At 69.1% G+C, this 17,435-nt stretch carries 16 protein-coding genes; 10 read left to right on the top strand and 6 right to left on the bottom strand.

Annotated features, from left to right (window positions below):
* Positions 1 to 23: 23 nt before the first annotated feature.
* Positions 24 to 1,259, top strand: coding sequence for a sensor histidine kinase (locus KEC56_RS11945; protein ID WP_227531123.1), 1,236 nt, complete (start codon positions 24 to 26; stop codon positions 1,257 to 1,259).
* Positions 1,256 to 1,891 (top strand): response regulator, encoded by a 636-nt coding sequence (locus KEC56_RS11940; protein ID WP_175988344.1) that lies wholly within the window; start codon positions 1,256 to 1,258, stop codon positions 1,889 to 1,891. The genes KEC56_RS11945 and KEC56_RS11940 overlap by 4 nt, the downstream gene beginning before the upstream one ends.
* Positions 1,892 to 1,907: 16 nt before the next feature.
* On the opposite strand, the gene KEC56_RS11935 is transcribed toward KEC56_RS11940, so the two are convergent.
* Both KEC56_RS11935 and KEC56_RS11930 read right to left on the bottom strand, forming a co-directional pair.
* Positions 1,908 to 2,294: a type II toxin-antitoxin system VapC family toxin gene (locus tag KEC56_RS11935; RefSeq protein ID WP_227531122.1), complete on the bottom strand. Its 387-nt coding sequence runs from the start codon at positions 2,292 to 2,294 to the stop codon at positions 1,908 to 1,910.
* The gene (locus KEC56_RS11930; protein WP_227531121.1) at positions 2,295 to 2,537 is read right to left on the bottom strand and encodes a type II toxin-antitoxin system Phd/YefM family antitoxin; all 243 of its coding nucleotides are present in this window, start codon (positions 2,535 to 2,537) and stop codon (positions 2,295 to 2,297) included. It lies immediately after the preceding gene.
* Positions 2,538 to 2,684: 147 nt separating this feature from the next.
* On the opposite strand from KEC56_RS11930, the gene KEC56_RS11925 reads away from it, so the two are divergent.
* From KEC56_RS11925 to KEC56_RS11915, 3 genes are all read left to right on the top strand, one after another.
* Positions 2,685 to 3,446 (top strand): ABC transporter ATP-binding protein, encoded by a 762-nt coding sequence (locus KEC56_RS11925; protein WP_227531120.1) that lies wholly within the window; start codon positions 2,685 to 2,687, stop codon positions 3,444 to 3,446.
* Positions 3,443 to 4,921, top strand: coding sequence for an ABC transporter permease (locus KEC56_RS11920; RefSeq protein WP_227531119.1), 1,479 nt, complete (start codon positions 3,443 to 3,445; stop codon positions 4,919 to 4,921). Before KEC56_RS11925 ends, KEC56_RS11920 begins: the two co-directional genes overlap by 4 nt.
* Positions 4,922 to 5,096: 175 nt before the next feature.
* Complete coding sequence (locus KEC56_RS11915; RefSeq protein WP_227531118.1) at positions 5,097 to 5,753, top strand: 2-phosphosulfolactate phosphatase; 657 nt, start codon at positions 5,097 to 5,099, stop codon at positions 5,751 to 5,753.
* Between the two features lie 241 nt (positions 5,754 to 5,994).
* On the opposite strand, the gene KEC56_RS11910 is transcribed toward KEC56_RS11915, so the two are convergent.
* From KEC56_RS11910 to KEC56_RS11900, 3 genes are all read right to left on the bottom strand, one after another.
* Complete coding sequence (locus tag KEC56_RS11910) at positions 5,995 to 6,483, bottom strand: SprT-like domain-containing protein (RefSeq protein WP_175988335.1); 489 nt, start codon at positions 6,481 to 6,483, stop codon at positions 5,995 to 5,997.
* A gap of 33 nt (positions 6,484 to 6,516) precedes the next feature.
* The gene (locus KEC56_RS11905) at positions 6,517 to 7,044 is read right to left on the bottom strand and encodes a hypothetical protein (protein WP_227531117.1); all 528 of its coding nucleotides are present in this window, start codon (positions 7,042 to 7,044) and stop codon (positions 6,517 to 6,519) included.
* A gap of 78 nt (positions 7,045 to 7,122) precedes the next feature.
* Complete coding sequence (locus KEC56_RS11900; RefSeq protein WP_227531116.1) at positions 7,123 to 7,983, bottom strand: spermidine synthase; 861 nt, start codon at positions 7,981 to 7,983, stop codon at positions 7,123 to 7,125.
* Between the two features lie 161 nt (positions 7,984 to 8,144).
* Here KEC56_RS11900 and KEC56_RS11895 point away from each other — a divergent pair, with 161 nt between their 5' ends.
* From KEC56_RS11895 to KEC56_RS11880, 4 genes are read left to right on the top strand one after another with little or no spacing between them, the layout of a single operon-like run.
* Complete coding sequence (locus tag KEC56_RS11895; protein WP_227531115.1) at positions 8,145 to 9,437, top strand: sugar ABC transporter substrate-binding protein; 1,293 nt, start codon at positions 8,145 to 8,147, stop codon at positions 9,435 to 9,437.
* 42 nt (positions 9,438 to 9,479) lie between these two features.
* Positions 9,480 to 10,463 carry a carbohydrate ABC transporter permease gene (locus tag KEC56_RS11890; RefSeq protein WP_175988329.1) on the top strand — a complete coding sequence of 328 codons (984 nt, stop codon included), beginning with the start codon at positions 9,480 to 9,482 and terminating at the stop codon, positions 10,461 to 10,463.
* Positions 10,460 to 11,293, top strand: coding sequence for a carbohydrate ABC transporter permease (locus KEC56_RS11885; protein ID WP_175988327.1), 834 nt, complete (start codon positions 10,460 to 10,462; stop codon positions 11,291 to 11,293). The genes KEC56_RS11890 and KEC56_RS11885 overlap by 4 nt, the downstream gene beginning before the upstream one ends.
* On the top strand, positions 11,290 to 12,774 hold the full coding sequence (locus KEC56_RS11880; protein WP_227531114.1) for a glycoside hydrolase family 3 protein: 1,485 nt from the start codon (positions 11,290 to 11,292) through the stop codon (positions 12,772 to 12,774). Before KEC56_RS11885 ends, KEC56_RS11880 begins: the two co-directional genes overlap by 4 nt.
* A 15-nt stretch (positions 12,775 to 12,789) precedes the next feature.
* Here the strand turns inward: KEC56_RS11880 and KEC56_RS11875 are convergent, their stop codons facing one another.
* Positions 12,790 to 13,686, bottom strand: a complete 897-nt coding sequence (locus KEC56_RS11875) for a TIGR01777 family oxidoreductase (RefSeq protein ID WP_227531113.1) — start codon at positions 13,684 to 13,686, stop codon at positions 12,790 to 12,792.
* Positions 13,687 to 13,924: 238 nt separating this feature from the next.
* On the opposite strand from KEC56_RS11875, the gene rpoB reads away from it, so the two are divergent.
* A complete protein-coding gene (gene rpoB, locus KEC56_RS11870; protein ID WP_227531112.1) occupies positions 13,925 to 17,425 on the top strand; it encodes a DNA-directed RNA polymerase subunit beta in 3,501 nt (1,166 codons plus the stop codon).
* Positions 17,426 to 17,435: the final 10 nt, after the last annotated feature.

The raw sequence follows: 17,435 nt of genomic DNA, 5'->3' as shown, positions 1-17,435 counted from the left end.
CTGCCCTCGCGTAGCGTGAAGGAGTGATCCGCCCGCTGTCCCGCACTGCGCTCGCCCTCGACATCGTGGGGGCGAGCCTGCTGTTCGCGCTGTTCCTGCCGATGTCGCTGGTGTTCTACTCGCCGGGTCAGCTGAGCACGACGGTCGCAGAGCCGGTCGCCGTCGCCGCGGTCGTGATCGCCGCAGTGCTGCAGTTCGGCGCCGTAGCCGTCGGCCGACTCGCACCGGGAATCGCCCTGAGCGTCGCGTGGCTGGGCGCGATCGTGCAGCTGCTCGCCGGGCTCGGCCCGCTGCCGATCAACGTCGCGATCCTCGGCGTCCTGTACGCCACCGCGGCGTGGGGCTCGACCCGGATCTTCTGGGCGGGTCTGGGCTCCGCCGTCATCGGCGGCATCATCGCGGCGCTGCAGATCGTGTTCGTGAACGGCATGGCCGGAGTCTTCGGCATCATCACCACCGCGGTCGCCCTCACCGTCGTCAGCGTCCTCACCCTCGGAGCGCCGTGGCTGGGCGGCTTCGGGTGGCGGATGGTGCTGCGCTGGCGCGCGACGCGCGACGCGCAGGCGCGCGCGGAGGTCGCCGCTGCCGAGGAGCAGGAGCGGGTGCGCATCGCACGCGACATGCACGACGTCGTCGCGCACTCCCTCGCCGTGATCATCGCGCAGTCCGACGGTGCGCGGTACGCCGCGGCATCGTCTCCGCAGATCGCGGCCGAGACGCTCGGCACTGTCGCGCAGACAGCCCGCGCCGCACTGACCGACGTGCGGATGCTGCTGACGCAGTTGCGCCATCGTCAGGGAGTCGGACCGCAGCCGACCATCGCCGATCTCGAGCAGCTGTTCGAGCAGGTGCGGCAGGCCGGGCTCGAGGCGCGCGTCACCGTCGACCCGATGCCGCCGGGGGAGCCGCCGGGGGCGGTGCAGCTGGCGGTGTACCGGATCCTGCAGGAGGCGCTGACCAACGCGATCCGGCACGGCAGCGGCGACACGGTCGACGTGCGGCTGGCCTGGATGCCGGACAGCGTGCGCATCGAGGTGCGCAACCGCGTCGGCGATGCCGCTGCGGCCCCGGCCGGCGCGGGAGGTCACGGCATCGTCGGCATGCGCGAGCGGGCCCAGCTCATCGGCGGCGTGCTGCGGGCGGAGCGCGACGGCGAGGAGTTCGTCGTGCACGCCCGACTGCCCATCGGAGAGCCGTTCCACACCGGGCCCGCCGGTGCTGCGGTCGGTGGCACTGCCAGCGGAGAGGAGACGGCATGATCCGGGTGCTGCTCGTCGACGACCAGGCGCTGTTCCGCGCCGGCATCCGCATGCTCGTGTCGTCGCAGCCCGACATGGAGATCGTCGGCGAGGCCGGCAACGGGCAGGAGGCGCTCGATGCCGTCGCCGCCCACCGCCCGGATGTCGTGCTGATGGACATCCGGATGCCGGTGATGGACGGCCTGACGGCGACCGGTCATCTGCTGGCGCAGCCGGAGCCCCCGCGCGTCGTGATGCTGACGACCTTCGATCTCGACGAGGCGGCGGCGCGGGCCATCCGACAGGGAGCGAGCGGGTTCCTGCTGAAGGACGCCGAGCCGGAGTTCCTGCTCGCCGCGATCCGCACCGTGCATTCCGGGTCGAGCGTGATCGCGGCATCCGCGACGCGCGAGCTGTTCGCGCACTTCACGCCGCAGACGCGCCCGGTGCCGGAGTCTTTCGCAGCCCTCACCGAGCGAGAGCAGGAGATCTTCGCGCTCGCCGCCCGAGGGCTCTCGAACGCCGAGATCGCCGGGCGCGAGTTCCTCAGCGAGGCGACGGTCAAGACGCACATCAGCCGCATCCTCACCAAGCTGTCGCTGCGCGATCGTGTGCAGCTCGTGGTGTTCGCGTTCGAGCACGGTCTGGCCTGAGCCGCCCGGCGATCGACTACACGAGTCGGACCGGGGCTCCGTATGCCACGACGGAGCGGTCAGAGGTGAGGAGCGTGATGCCTTCGATCCGGGCTTGGGCGACGAGAACTCGGTCGAACGGGTCCCGATGGATATCAGGGAGCCCGGATGTGGCGACCGCGTGGGCTCCTGTGATGGCCAGTTCGTCGTACCCGTTCTCGAGCAGTTCGCGTCGAAGCACGTGCGGATCGGCGGTGAAGTCGTCCCGGCCCTGTGCTGCCTTGATCGCAACCTCCCAGATGCTTGCAGCACTGAAGAGCACGTCGTTCGACTCGTCGGAGATCAGGCGGGTCGCCTCCGGCCGCAGTCGGCCAGGAGCGTAGGCGCTCCAGAGCAGGAGATGCGTGTCGAGCAGCAGCCGCACTCAGGTGTCCGTTCCCGCGAACAGGTCGGTGATCTCATCCGCCGCGAGGTCATCGAAGTCGTCGGGGACCCGAGCCTGATCGGCGAGGAACCCGAGGCGGCGACGGGTCGTCGGAGAATCGACGCGCGTGAGCTTTGCCACTGGGCGGCCGGCCTTGGCGATGATCACGACTTCGCCGTCGAAGGCGGCATCCACGAGACGCGACAGATGCGTCTTCGCCTCGTGCATGTTGACCGTGGGCATGATGACTCCTTAGCTAACTCAACTTAGTCTAGCCCATGGGGCCCGCATCGGCGCGGTTCTGAGGCCTCGCGGATCATCCTTGCGATGTAGGCGGATGCGACGGGGGAGCGATGCGGCAAGGCATCCACCGTTCGTAGCGTGAAGAGCATGGAGATCACGACCAGCGACCTCGGGCTCGCAGCCCGCGTCCAGCACCTCACGAAGACCTACGGCTCGGGCGACGGCGCGGTGAACGCCCTCACCGATGTCAGCGTCGGCATCCGCCGCGGGCAGTTCACCGCGATCATGGGGCCGTCGGGCTCGGGAAAGTCGACGCTCATGCACATCATGGCGGGCCTCGATGCGCCGACCCAGGGGCGTACGTGGATCGGCGACACCGACATCACGGGCCTCGGCGACCTCGAGCTGACGATCCTGCGCCGCCGGCGCGTCGGGTTCATCTTCCAGGCGTTCAACCTCGTTCCCACCCTCGATGCGCTGGGCAACATCCTGCTGCCGTTCGAGCTCGACGGACGTCGCCCCAGCGCGATCGAGAAGGCCCGCATCGACGGACTCGTCGAGCGGCTCGGGCTCGCCTCGCGGTTGAACCACCGGCCGCATGAACTGTCCGGCGGTCAGCAGCAGCGCGTCGCGATCGCCCGCGCCCTGGCGACCGCGCCCGACCTCGTCTTCGCCGACGAGCCGACGGGCAACCTCGACTCGCGCAGCGGCCGCGAGGTGCTGCAGCTGCTGGCGACGGCGACCCGCGAGCACGGCCAGTCGATCGCGATGGTCACGCACGACGCGATCGCGGCCAGCCACGCCGACCGCGTGCTGTTCCTCGGCGACGGCCGGATCGTCGCCGACCACCCGCGGCAGAGCGCCGAGCAGATCGCGTCGTACATGCTGGCTGCCGAGGTGGCGGCATGAGCGCGGTCGCGACGTCCGGTGTGGTGTCCACCGTCGTGCCCGAGTCGACGATGACCGGCCCGCGTCTGGGCTGGTTGCGCGACCGCGGCATGGGCGCCAGCGTCCTCGTCGCGGCGCTCTCGTCGGCGTTCGGTGTCGTCCTCGTCGAGGCGACCGCCTACATCGGTGCGATGCTGCAGTCCGACCCGTACATCGGCGACAGCGGCACGCTCGCCGCCGTCGTGGCGATCCTGTCCGTGCTGCTGATCGGCGTCGCGCTGTACGTCGCGGCCATCGTCACGGCGAACACGTTCTCGACGATCGTCGCGGGTCGTACCCGCCGTATCGCGCTCATGCGGCTGATCGGGGCGACGGCGCGATCGCAGCGCACCGAGGTGGCCGGCCACGGCTTCGTGGTCGGCGCGCTGGGGGCCGTCCTCGGAGTTCTCGTCGGCATCCTGGTCGCGGCGGCCGGCGTGTATGTCGCCGAGCGCGTCCTCGGGGCGGTGGACGCCTTCACCCTGTTCCAGCCCGCGATCATGATCCCCGCGGTCGGGGTCGTGCTGACGACCTGGCTCGCCGCGTGGGTCGGCTCGCGCCGGGTGCTGTCGGTGACGCCGCTGCAGGCGATCGGCGGCTCGGTCGAGCGATCGCACGAGGATGCCGCTGCGCGCCCGACCCGCCACGTCGGCGCGCTGCTGCTGTTGATCCTGGGAGCCGCGCTGCTCGCCTTCGGCGTGCTCGTCGGACTCGTCACCCCGCTCGGCGTGATCATCTCGTTCTTCGGCGGACTGCTGTCGTTCACGGGCATCTCGCTGGCGTCGGTGCTCGTGATGCCGCCGCTTCTGCGCCTCGTCGGACGTGCGTTCGGGCGATCGGCGACCGCTCGCCTCGCGGCGGAGAACGCCCTGCGCTATCCGGAGCGCTCCAGCCGCATGGCGATCGGCGTCGTGATGGGCGTGACACTCGTGACGATGTTCGCCGTCGCCCTGGAGTCCGTGAAGGCGCTGCTGACCAAGGCGGCGGGTGGCGGGCTCGACTCGGAGTTCGCGGTCATCATGGACAGCTTCGCCGCCGTCATGATGGTGCTCGTCGGGATCTCGGCAGTCATCGCCGCGGTGGGGCTCGTGAACCTGCTGACCATCGGCGTGGTGCAGCGCCGACGCGAACTTGGGCTGCTGCGTGCGGTCGGCCTGTCGAACGGTCAGGTGCGCCGGATGATCCTGCTCGAGGCGCTGCACATCACGGTGACCGCCACGGTCGCCGGGCTGGTTCTGGGAGTCGTGTACGGCTGGATCGCCGCGCAGTCGCTGCTCGGATCGGTGCGAATGCCGCCGTTCTTCGAGGAGACGGCCGGACTCGTCGCGCCGGCCGTGCCGTGGCTACCGGTCGTCATCATCGTGGTGGCGACGGGCGTGCTGACGCTGGTGGCCGCCGCGGCCCCCACGCGCCTGGCGACGCGCGTGGCCCCGGTCGAGGCGCTCGCCGTCGACTGAGCATGTCGGCGCGCGGCGGAGGGGTCGCGTTTGGTTGCCGGTGCGGGCCCGCGGCGGCCATTTGCGCCCCCTCGGGGAGGGGCCAGCGCCTGTCGCCCAACGAGGGGTCGCGGGTGGTCGTCACATGATGACGGTGGCAGCCATCCGCGACCCCTGTCGCCCATAGGGTGGGGGGATGCCGCAGCCGTTCGATCAGTCGTCGTACCAGGTCCGTTTCGAGTGGGGTGTCGCGGGGCTCGAGCGCCTCGCACCGGCCGATGTCGTCGTAGTCGTCGACGTGCTCCGCTTCTCGTCGACCGTGACGGATGCGGTCGCCTCCGGCCGCACCGTCTCGCTCACGGATGCCGCAACCTGGTCGCGCGACGGAGCCGCCGTCGCGGCCGCCGCGCGGGAGGCGACCGTGCTGATCGGATCGCTCCGCAACGCCGCCGCGACCGCACGCGCGGTGCTGGAGATCCAGAACCGCCGTCAGCAGCGAACCTCGGTGGCCGTCATCGCGGCGGGGGAGTTGACGGATGCCGGCGACCTCCGCTTCGCCGTCGAGGACCTCCTCGGCGCGGGCACCATCATCGCGGCGCTCAGCGATCTGGGCGCGGATCACACCTCGCCGGAAGCCGCAGCGGCATGCGAGTCCGCCCGCGGACTGCGCCGGGCGCTGAGGCACCTGCTCACCGCATCCGGATCCGCCAAGGAGATCGCCGCGGGCGTCCAGGCGACCGCGAAGATGGAGGCGGCCGGGCTGACCCCGACCGACCCGAAGGCTGCGGCCGAGGTCGACGCGACCGACGCGGTGCCGGTGCTCGACGGCGACGAGTTCGTCGCGTTCGTCTGAGAGAGGACTTCGACTCCCTGCTGTCGGTCAGCCCGCTTCGTATCGCTCAGCCCGCTCCGTCTCGCTCCGTTCGCGGGGCGACCCGTGGAGCTGATCCAGCGACCCATGGAGCTGATCCAGCGACTCGGGGTGCTGATCCAGCGACTCGGGGTGCTCGACGACACGGGTGCTCGACGACACGGGTGCTCGACGACCGCGAGAACGCTCGATGACTCGCGTGGCGCCCTGACGCGACCGAGCGTCAGCGCGGGGTGCGGGCGGCGAGACGCGCGGCGGGGGTGATCTCGCGGCGCAGCCAGGCGAATTCGAAACGCGGGTCGTAGGTCTTCGAGCACTTCGCGCACGACGTGGGCCGGCTGGGGCGCCGGTGCCGATAGGTCACATGACCCGACGGGCAGGTGCCGACCCACGGTGCGAGCTCGTGGGCTGTCTCGCCGTGATGCGTCGCGCCGCCGACGTACCCCAGCTCGCGGGCCGTCCGCCGCCACGTCGGACCGTGCGCCGCGCGATGACCGGCCAGGGCGTGGGCGACCTCGTGCAGCAGCACCTGGTGGATCTCGTCGTCCTCGAAGCGGGCGGCCAGGTACCGCGAGACTGTGATCCGCTTCTTGCGGAAATCGCACTGCCCGGCACGGAGCTTGGCGTTGTCGAACCCGAACGACCACGACGCGTCGAGGTGCATGCGGATGAGCGCGTCGGCCCAGACACGCACACGGTTCAGATCGGCCATGCATCCAGGCTAGATGAGGCCCCGGACATCGGCTCAGCCGGCGATGAGCTCGCCGCTGCGGCGGCGCTCGGCGGCCTCGATCGACAGCAGCACGCTCCCCAGCTCCTCGTCGGACGCGCCGGCCTCGCGTCGCAGGAACAGCGCCTGCTTGAAGCTCTCGCGCGCCTGCTCGAAGTCGCCGGCCTCGTAGGCGTTGCGTCCGTGGTTCTGGTGCGCGAACGCGGCGATCCCCGCCCAGCGCTGGCCCTCGGCTTCGGCGGCGCAGGTCGTGAGCTCCTGCTCTGCGGCGGCGTGCGCGCCGCGGTACTGCAGGATCGTCGCGTGCAGCACGCGGGAGCGCAGCACGTCCTTGCGGGTGCCTGCCATCCGCGCCACGCGCACCGATTCGTCCGACAGCGACAGCGCCTCGTCCAGCCGGTCCAGCACCTTCAGCAGCCAGACCCGCTCGAGCATGGCCGGGAGGCTCCGCTGCTCCTCGATCTCGGCGAGCCGAGCGGCGCACTCGGCCTGGTCCACCTGCTCGCGAAGAGTCTCGGAGTCGTAACCCTTGATGTAACCCAACGTGCTCTCCTCTCGCAGCATCCTCAGTCTGCATCCGAGTTCGCGGGAGTCGGGGTCGGCGCGCCCCGGATGCCGTTTTCAGCGCAGGAAGATCGATGCGTCGGGCTTCGGGGATGCCACGGCATCCGCATCCGTGACGATCCGGGCATCCTGCGCGAACGCCCGCACCTCCGCGCCCTGCGCGATCTTCGCCGGATGGGGACCGGCCGCCAGCATCCGCGGCAGCCAGTCGGTCGGCAGGGGAGCGGCGGATGCCGCGATCACGAGGTTGCCGAACCGGCGGCCCTTGAGCACCTGCGTGTCGGCGAGGAGGGCGACCTCCGGCAGCACGTGCGCGATCGTGGCGACCTGGCGTCTGGCGAATGCGAGACCGGGTCCGTCCGCGACGTTCACGAGCAGGACGCCCGCCGGGCCGAGCAGTGACGACAGCTCGCGGTAGAACTCCGCGCTCGTCAGATGCGCCGGAGTCTGCGCGCCCGAGTACACGTCGGAGACGACGAGATCGCAGGCGCCGGTCAGAGCGCCGGGCAGCTTCCCCACACCCGCGCGGGCGTCACCGATCCGCATCCGGATGGATGCGCCCTTGGGCAGCGGCAGATGCTCGCGGACGAGGGCCGCCAGCGGAGCCTCGAGCTCGATCACCTGCTGCCGCGATCCAGGGCGGGTGGCCTCGACGTAGCGCGGGATCGTCATCGCACCAGCGCCCAGGTGCACGGCCGTCAGCGGGCCGCCCGGCAGCTGGTCGATGACGGCGCCCATCCGGACGATGTACTCGAAGTGCAGGTGCGTGGGGTCGGCGAGGTCGACGTGCGACTGCGGGGTCCCGTCGACGATGAGCTCGAAGCCCGACGTGAACTCCGAGGGGACGACGGTGGCGATCCCGCCGTGATCGAGGCGTGCCGTCGGATGCTCGGCGTCCCGAGCGCGTGTGCGTCCCACGCTGCCGAGCCTACTTCGGTGCGCCGTCGTGACCGGCGTGTTACAGGTCGATGACGATCGGGAAGTCGGGTTGCGGGGAGTTTGTTAGTGGTGAATACTTTTTCCAAGTCGGCCCGCGACCGCCGTGGCCGAGGGCAGTTTTCAATGAGGAGATTCAGCTTATGAAGAAGCGGGTTCTTTCGATCGTGGCGCTGGGCGTCACGGCTTCGCTGGGCCTTGCCGGCTGCGCCGCAGGCGGCGGCGAGGGCGACGGTGGGACGGACGGCGAGGGGCAGACCCTGAACGTCTGGATCATGAAGGGCACCAACCCCGACGCGACCGCGTTCTACGACGAGGTGTCCGCGGCCTTCGAAGAGGAGACCGGAGCCAAGGTCGAGATCGAAGAGGTCCAGTGGGCCGACGCGCACGACCGGTTCGTGACCGCGATCGCCGGTGGCACGACCCCCGATGTCGCCGAGACCGGGACGACCTGGACCGCCGAGTTCGCCGACGCGGGTGCGCTGCTGCCGATCGACGAGTACGTCGACGGTGAAGACGGCCTGCGCGACGACCTCGTCGAGGGTCTCGAGGTCGCTGGAACCTACGACGAGGAGCTCTACGGCATGCCGTGGTACGCCGGTGTGCGTGCGCTCGTCTACCGCACCGACATCTTCGAGGAGCTCGGTCTCGAGGCTCCGAAGACGTGGGATGACATCGTCACCGCCGGCGAGGCCATCAAGAAGGCCCACCCCGAGATGATGGCCTTCCCGGTGCCGGGCGATGCCGAGTTCCAGGTGTACCCCTGGGTCTGGGGAGCCGGTGGCGAGATCGCCACGCTCGACGGCGACACCTGGACGAGCGAGCTCGACAGCGCCGAGTCGCAGGAGGGCATCCAGTTCTACACCGACCTCGCCACCGAGCACGGCTTCTCCTCCGCGGGTGCGACCACCTGGAAGGAGACCGACCTCAGTGACGCGTTCTCGCAGGGCAACGTCGCCATGATGCTCTCGGGCTCGTGGACCCCCGGCTCGCTCGTCGAGGCGAACCCCGACCTCGAGGGCAAGATCGGCGCAGCCGTCATCCCCGGCAAGGACGGCGGCATCGCTCCTTCCGTGCTCGGCGGCTCGCACCTGTCGATCTTCAACACGACGAAGAACGCCGACCTCGCGTGGGAGTTCACCAAGATGATGACCACGGGCGAGTTCGCCGAGAAGTGGGCTTCGCAGACCGGTTACTTCCCGGGTGTCGCCTCGGCGATGGAAGAGGCGCTGGCCTCGACCGACCCGCTGGTCGCGCCGTTCGCTCAGCAGATGGTCGACGGCGGCGCTTCGGTGCCCGTCACCCCGAACTTCGGCGCCGTCCAGGCGAAGAAGACGACCAACGCCATGATGCAGTCGATCCTCAGCGGGCAGAAGGACGTCGCCACCGCGACGAAGGATGCCGCGGCCGAGATGACCGAGCTGCTCAATCAGTGAGACTGGTAGCTCCAGCTTCGACAAGTTAGGCAGTATCTCTTGATGTCGACGGTGCACGCACCGCTGCCGACACCCACGGAGGCGGGGAACAACACCCCCGCCTCCGTGCCCGGTGGCCGCCGATCCAATCGGTTCACCCTGCTCGCGAAGAGCCGGCCGTGGCTGCTCCTCGCGCCGGGACTCATCATCCTGGCCGGGCTCATGCTCTGGCCGCTCGTGCAGGTGTTCATCTACTCGCTGCAGGACTACGGTCTGCGCGAGATCAACACCGGCGAGAACAACTGGATCGGCTTCGGCAACTACATCGAGGCGCTGACCGACGAGACCCTCTGGACCGTCGTCCTTCCCAACACGGTCGGCTTCGCAGCCGTCGCCGTATTCACCACGGTCGCCGTCGGCACGCTCGTGGCGCTGCTCCTGCAGCGCCTCGGCAAGACCTGGCGGCTGATCGTCGCCAGCTGCATCATGATCGCCTGGGCGATGCCCGCGGTCACCGGCACGTACGTGTGGACCTTCATCTTCGACGCCGACCGGGGCATCTTCAACGACATGCTCCTGGGTCTCGGCCTCATCGACGGGCCCGTCAACTGGTTCACGAACCAGTGGTCGTTCTACGCGATCGTGCTCCTCAACGTCGTCCACCACGGCTTCCCGTTCGTCGCGATCACCGTGCTCGCGGGCCTTCTCGGCGTCTCGAAGGAGATGCTCGAGGCCGCCGCGATGGACGGCGCCGGCGCCTGGCGCCGTTTCTGGCAGATCGTCTTCCCGACCCTGCGCCCCGTCTTCTCGGTCGTGATCATCCTTTCGACCATCTGGGACTTCAAGGTCTTCGCGCAGGTCTACCTGATGCCGGGCGGATCCGGCTCGAACCGGTCGGTGCTCAATCTCGGCGTCTGGTCGTACGTCGAATCGTTCGGTCAGAACCGCTACGGCTTCGGCGCCGCGCTCGCGGTGCTGCTCACCCTCGTGCTGATCGGCATCACGATCGTGTACATCCGCTCGCTCATGAAGGAGGACGAACTGTGAACCCCAAGAAGTCCGTCCTCTCGCGCGTCGGCGTCGGCGTCGGCGTCGTCGTCGTGCTCGCGTTCACGCTGTTCCCCGCGTACTGGATGGTCTCCAGCGCCTTCGACGCGAACGCGTCCAGCGGCGGGCGCTCGTTCATTCCCGAGGCGTTCACCCTCGATCACTTCGCGTTCGTGTTCAACGAGGGCGGGTTCGGGACGTACCTGCGCAACTCCGCCATCGTGGCGCTGGTCACCGTGCTCGTCAGCGCCCTGGTGTGCCTGCTCGCCGCGGTCGCCGTCGCGCGGTTCAAGTTCCGGTTCCGCACCATGATCCTCATGATGATCCTCGTGGTGCAGATGGTGCCGCTCGAGGCGCTCGTGATCCCGCTGTTCCTGCAGGTGAAGAGCTTGGGTCTGCTCAACAGCATCATCGGTCTGATGATCGTCTACATCGCGCTCTCGCTCGCGTTCGGCATCTGGATGCTGCGCGGCTTCGTCGCCGCCGTCCCCGTCGAGCTCGAGGAGGCCGCGTACCTCGACGGCGCGAGCTGGTGGCGGATGTTCCGCTCGGTACTGCTTCCCCTGGTCATGCCGGGCCTGGTCGCCACGAGCATCTTCAGCTTCATCACCGCGTGGAACGAGTTCATCTTCGCCATGACGATGCTCGGCGGCGCGACCGACCAGTACACCGTCGCGATCGGCCTGAAGTCGTTCTTCGGCCTGCACTCCAATGACTGGGGCAGCATCATGGCCGCGTCCACGATCATCACCATCCCGGTCATGATCTTCTTCGTGATCGTGCAGGGGCGTCTCGCCAGCGGCATGACCTCGGGGGCCGTGAAGGGATGACGGACGACCTCACCCGCCTCGCGAACAGCGTCCTGTGGCCGGGATTCTTCGGCACGACCGTTCCGGCCTGGCTGCACGCGGCACTCGAGGACGACCTCGCCGGCGTCGTGTACTTCGGTCAGAACGTCGCCGGCGACATCGCGTCGCTGAGCTCCGCGATCCACGACGCGAACCCGCACGCGCTGATCGGCATCGACGAAGAGGGCGGCAGCGTCACCCGCCTCGAGGTCGCGACCGGCTCGACGCTGCCTGGGGCAGCGCAGCTCGGGGCCCTCGACGATCCGGATGCCACCGAGGCGACGGGCCGCGAGCTGGCCCGGCGTGCGCGTGCCGCCGGTGTCGACGTCGTGCTCGGCCCTGTCGCCGACGTCAACACCGATCCGCGCAATCCTGTCATCGGCGTCCGCTCATTCGGCTCGGACGCCGCGCTCGTCTCGCGTCATGTCGCCGCCGCCGTTCGCGGTGTGCAGGCCGGCGGCGCGGCCGCGTGCGTCAAGCACTTCCCCGGCCACGGCGACACCCACCTCGACTCGCACCATGCTCTGCCCGTGATCACCCTCGACCCGTCCGAGGTCGAGGACGTGCATATCGAGCCGTTCCGGGCTGCGATCGCCGCCGGCGCCCGCACGATCATGACCGCGCACATCGTCGTCCCCGCGTGGGGCCGGCAGCCGGCGACGCTGAACCCTGCGGTCCCGGGGCGGCTGCGCGAGATGGGCTTCGACGGCGTCATCATCACCGATGCGCTCGACATGGCAGCGATCCGCGAGTCCGTCGGCATCGGCGGGGGAGCGGTGCAGGCGCTCGCCGCGGGCGCCGATCTGCTGTGCATCGGCAATCCGACCAACCCCGGGGATGCCGCGGCATCCGATCAGGACGAGCAGGACTATCTCGCAGCCCGCGACGCGGTCGTCGCGGCGCTGCGCGACGGAACGCTCGCCCGCGAACGCGTCGAGCAGGCCCGTGACCGCGTTCGCGCGCTCGCCGCGCACCTCGCGGAGGCGACGCCTGCCGAGGCGCCGGCGTTCGACGGCGCCTCGATCGTCCGGGCCGCCCTGCACGTCACGGGCGACCTGGCCGTCGCCGGCGCGGATGCCGTGGCATCCGCCCTCGCCGTCGTCGACGCCCGCCGCCGCTCCACGCTCGCGGTCGACAGCGCCGCCGCTTACGTCGCCGAGGCACTTGCCGGCGACGGATTCCGCGTGCGGCTCGACGTCGCCCGTGCCTCGGACGACGAGCGGAGCGCCGCTCTGGATGCCGCGACGGCTGCCGAGGGACGCCTGGTGCTGCTCATCGACCGACCCGACGTGGATGCCGAGCAGCGCGAGCTCGTCGATGCCGCCGCTGCCCGCGACCCGCACACGGTGGTCGTCAACGTGGGCCTGGCCGCGCAGCATCCGCTGCCCGTCCCCACGATCGAGGTCGGCGCGGCCAGCCGTCTCGGCGCTGAGGCAGCTCGCGCCCTGCTCCTGGTGCGCTGAGAGCCGCGGGCGGCCTCAGGCTTCGGCGCGACGGGCGCTCAACAGGGCTCGGACGCCTTCGTCGATGGTCGGCTGCTCGAAGGTGAAGCCGTCCGTCAGCAGGACCCGCGGTTCCACCGCCTGGTCGGCGAGGAGGAGCTCGTCCGCTGCCCGGCCCAGCGCTGCCCGCAGAGCGAAGCGCGGCAAGGCGAACAGATGGGGCCGGTGCATCCCCCGGGCGAGGGCACGGCTGACATCACGGGCGGTGGACCGGGTCGGAGCCACGAGGTTCACAGGTCCGCTCGTCGCGGAGTCGGTCGCCAGGTGCAGGAGAGCGCGGGCCTCGTCGTCCAGCCCGATCCACGGCCAGTGCTGACGGCCATCGCCGACCTGAGCGCCCAGACCGAGCCGCGTCGTGATGATCAAGGGGCTCAGCGCTCCAGCGAGCACGAGCCCGGTGCGCGCGTTCACGACGCGGGTGTGCGGACGCGCAGCATCCGTGGCCGCTTCCCACTCGGCGACGACATCGGCGAGGAAGCCCGTGCCGCCGGCGGACTCCTCCGTGAGGATCTCCCCGGGCCGGTCGCCGTAGAAACCCACAGCGGAGGCCGACACCCAGGCTGCGGGCGGGGACGCGGCGGCGGCGATGCCCCGCGCGATCGCCTCCGTGGTCTGCACGCGGCTGCGTCTGATCTCGGCGCGGTATCTGCTCGTCCAGGGCAGGCGAGACAGGCTTGCGCCGGACAGGCTGATCACGGCATCCGCCCATTCGAGCGCCTCCGGCGGGAGCACTCCGGAGGCCGGATCCCAGCGATACTCGCTGTCTGAACGCGGTACGCGACGCACCAGGCGACGCACGTCGTGGGCTCCGTCCGCCCGGCGGGTGACCTCGGTCCCGATGAGTCCGGATGCTCCGGCGAGCAGAATTCTCATAGCGATCACCTCCGCGGTTGGTCGACGCTAACACGAGGGTTGGGGCTTTTACCGCAGCATCCCGAATTGGTCAAGGATTCTGCTTGCCATGTCGTGAAATCCGACGTATAGTTGTTCTTTGCGCCTCCGTTCTCCCTGCCCTCATATGGTGGTCGGCAGATGTTGAGACCGTGAGCGCGCACTCCACCTGACGACAAAGGAATCGAGAAGCCCTGCGGGGCTCACGGAGGTTATTCCCTTGGCTGCTGCTCGCAACGCATCCACATCCACCACCAACAAGAACGGACGCGGAGCATCCCGCCTCTCGTTCGCCAAGATCTCCGACACGCTGACGGTCCCCGACCTTCTCGCGCTGCAGACCGAGTCCTTCGATTGGCTCGTCGGCAACGACACGTGGAAGGCGCGTGTCGCCGAGGGCAAGAAGGCCGGTCGCAAGGACCTCAACGAGTTCAGCGGTCTGGAGGAGATCTTCGAGGAGATCTCTCCGATCGAAGACCTCAGCGAGACGATGCAGCTGAGCTTCACGAACCCGTACCTCGAGCCCGAGAAGTACTCGATCGACGAGTGCAAGGAGCGCGGCAAGACCTACGCCGCCCCGCTGTACGTCGAGGCCGAGTTCATGAACCACCAGACCGGTGAGATCAAGACGCAGACCGTCTTCATGGGCGACTTCCCGCTGCAGACCAGCAAGGGCACGTTCATCATCAACGGCACCGAGCGCGTCGTCGTCTCGCAGCTCGTCCGCTCGCCCGGCGTCTACTTCGACAAGACCCCCGACAAGACGTCCGACAAGGACATCGTCTCGGCCCGCGTCATCCCCAGCCGCGGTGCATGGCTCGAGTTCGAGATCGACAAGCGCGACCAGGTCGGTGTGCGCATCGACCGCAAGCGCAAGCAGTCCGTCACCGTGTTCCTCAAGGCGCTCGGCATGACCAGCGAGGAGATCCTCGCCGAGTTCGCCGGCTTCCCCTCCATCGAGGAGACCCTGGCCAAGGACACCATCCTCACCAAGGAAGACGCGCTTCGCGACATCTACCGCAAGCTCCGTCCGGGCGAGCAAGTCGCCGCCGAGGCCGCCCGCGCGCTGCTGGACAACTTCTACTTCAACGCCAAGCGCTACGACCTCGCCAAGGTCGGCCGCTACAAGATCAACCAGAAGCTGGGCCTGAACCAGCCGCTCGACTCCTCGGTGCTCACCGTCGAGGACATCGTGGCGACCATCAAGTACCTGGTGCGCCTGCACCGCGGCGACGAGACCTTCGAGGGTCTCCGCAGCGGCAAGAAGGCCGAGATCCGCATCGCGACCGACGACATCGACAACTTCGGCAACCGTCGCATCCGCGCCGTCGGCGAGCTCATCCAGAACCAGGTCCGCACGGGTCTGTCCCGCATGGAGCGCGTCGTCCGCGAGCGCATGACCACGCAGGACATCGAGGCCATCACGCCGCAGACCCTGATCAACGTGCGCCCCGTCGTCGCCGCGATCAAGGAGTTCTTCGGAACCTCGCAGCTGTCGCAGTTCATGGATCAGAACAACCCGCTCGCGGGCCTGACCCACAAGCGCCGCCTCTCGGCCCTCGGCCCCGGTGGTCTCTCCCGCGACCGCGCCGGCGTCGAGGTGCGCGACGTCCACCCGTCGCACTACGGCCGCATGTGCCCCATCGAGACCCCTGAAGGCCCGAACATCGGTCTGATCGGCTCGCTCGCGACGTTCGCGCGCATCAACTCGTTCGGCTTCATCGAGACCCCGTACCGTCGCGTCGTCGACGGCGTCGTCACCGATGACATCGACTACCTGACCGCCGCCGAGGAGAACGACTTCAACATCGCGCAGGCCAACGCGCCGCTCGACGCGAAGAAGCGCTTCGTCGACAGCCACGTGCTTGCGCGCCCGAAGGGCGGCAGCGGCGAGGTCGACATGTTCGAGCCCGCCGAGATCGGCTACATGGACGTGTCGCCGCGTCAGATGGTCTCGGTCGCGACCTCGCTCGTGCCGTTCCTCGAGCACGACGACGCGCAGCGCGCGCTCATGGGCGCCAACATGCAGCGTCAGGCCGTGCCGCTGCTGCGCAGCGACTCGCCGCTGGTCGGAACCGGTATGGAGGGCTACGCGGCCATCGACGCCGGTGACGTGCTCACCGCCGACAAGGCCGGTGTCGTCACCGAGGTCTCGGCCGACCGCGTGGTCGTGCAGCTCGACGAGGGCGGCACGCAGGAGTACCACCTGCGCAAGTTCGACCGCTCGAACCAGGGCACGTCCTACAACCAGAAGGTCGTCGTCTCGGCCGGTGAGCGCGTGGAGGCCGGCGAGGTCATCGCCGACGGCCCCGCCACCGAGAACGGCGAGCTCGCGCTCGGCAAGAACCTGCTCGTCGCGTTCATGACGTGGGAGGGCTACAACTTCGAGGACGCGATCATCCTCAGCCAGGACCTGGTGAAGGACGACACCCTCTCCTCGATCCACATCGAGGAGTACGAGGTCGACGCCCGCGACACCAAGCTCGGCAAGGAGGAGATCACCCGTGACCTCCCCAACGTCAGCCCCGAGCTGCTGAAGGACCTCGACGAGCGCGGCATCATCCGCATCGGCGCCGAGGTCCGCCCCGGCGACATCCTCGTCGGCAAGGTCACGCCGAAGGGCGAGACCGAGCTGTCGGCCGAGGAGCGCCTGCTCCGCGCGATCTTCAACGAGAAGAGCCGCGAGGTCCGCGACACCTCGCTGAAGGTGCCGCACGGCGAGCAGGGCACGATCATCGCCGTCAAGGAGTTCAACGCCGAAGACGGCGACGACGAGCTCGGCTCGGGCGTCAACCGCCGCGTCGTGGTCTACATCGCCCAGAAGCGCAAGATCACCGAGGGCGACAAGCTCGCCGGCCGTCACGGCAACAAGGGCGTCATCGCCAAGATCCTTCCGGTCGAGGACATGCCGTTCCTCGCCGACGGAACCCCGGTCGACATCGTCCTGAACCCGCTCGGCATCCCTGGTCGAATGAACTTCGGCCAGGTGCTGGAGACCCACCTCGGGTGGATCGCCAAGCAGGGATGGAAGGTCGAGGGCACCCCGGAGTGGGCCGTGCACCTGCCCGACGCCGCTCGCGAGGCAGCACCCGGCACGAAGGTCGCCACCCCCGTGTTCGACGGCGCAGAGGAGCAGGAGATCGCCGGTCTCCTCGACTCGACGCTGCCGACCCGCGACGGCGACCGCCTCATCGACCGCTCGGGCAAGACCCAGCTGTTCGACGGCCGCTCGGGTGAGCCGTTCCCGGCACCGATCTCGGTCGGCTACATGTACATTCTGAAGCTGCACCACCTGGTCGACGACAAGATCCACGCCCGTTCGACCGGTCCGTACTCCATGATCACCCAGCAGCCGCTCGGTGGTAAGGCGCAGTTCGGTGGACAGCGCTTCGGTGAGATGGAGGTGTGGGCCCTCGAGGCCTACGGTGCGGCATACGCGCTCCAGGAGCTCCTCACGATCAAGTCCGACGACATCCTCGGCCGCGTCAAGGTGTACGAGGCAATCGTCAAGGGCGAGAACATCCAGGAGCCCGGCATCCCCGAGTCGTTCAAGGTGCTCATGAAGGAGATGCAGTCGCTCTGCCTGAACGTCGAGGTCCTCTCGGCCGATGGCACGGCGGTCAACCTCCGCGACACCGACGATGAGGCGTTCCGCGCCGCCGAGGAGCTCGGTATCAACATCTCCAGCCGATTCGAGTCCGCCTCGATCGACGAGATCTGATCCGGCCGAT

It is taken from the genome of Microbacterium tenebrionis, assembly GCF_020682665.1.
Classification (GTDB): domain Bacteria; phylum Actinomycetota; class Actinomycetes; order Actinomycetales; family Microbacteriaceae; genus Microbacterium; species Microbacterium tenebrionis.
Note: the sequence above shows the minus strand (reverse complement) of the source record. Positions and strands in the feature narration are given on the sequence as shown.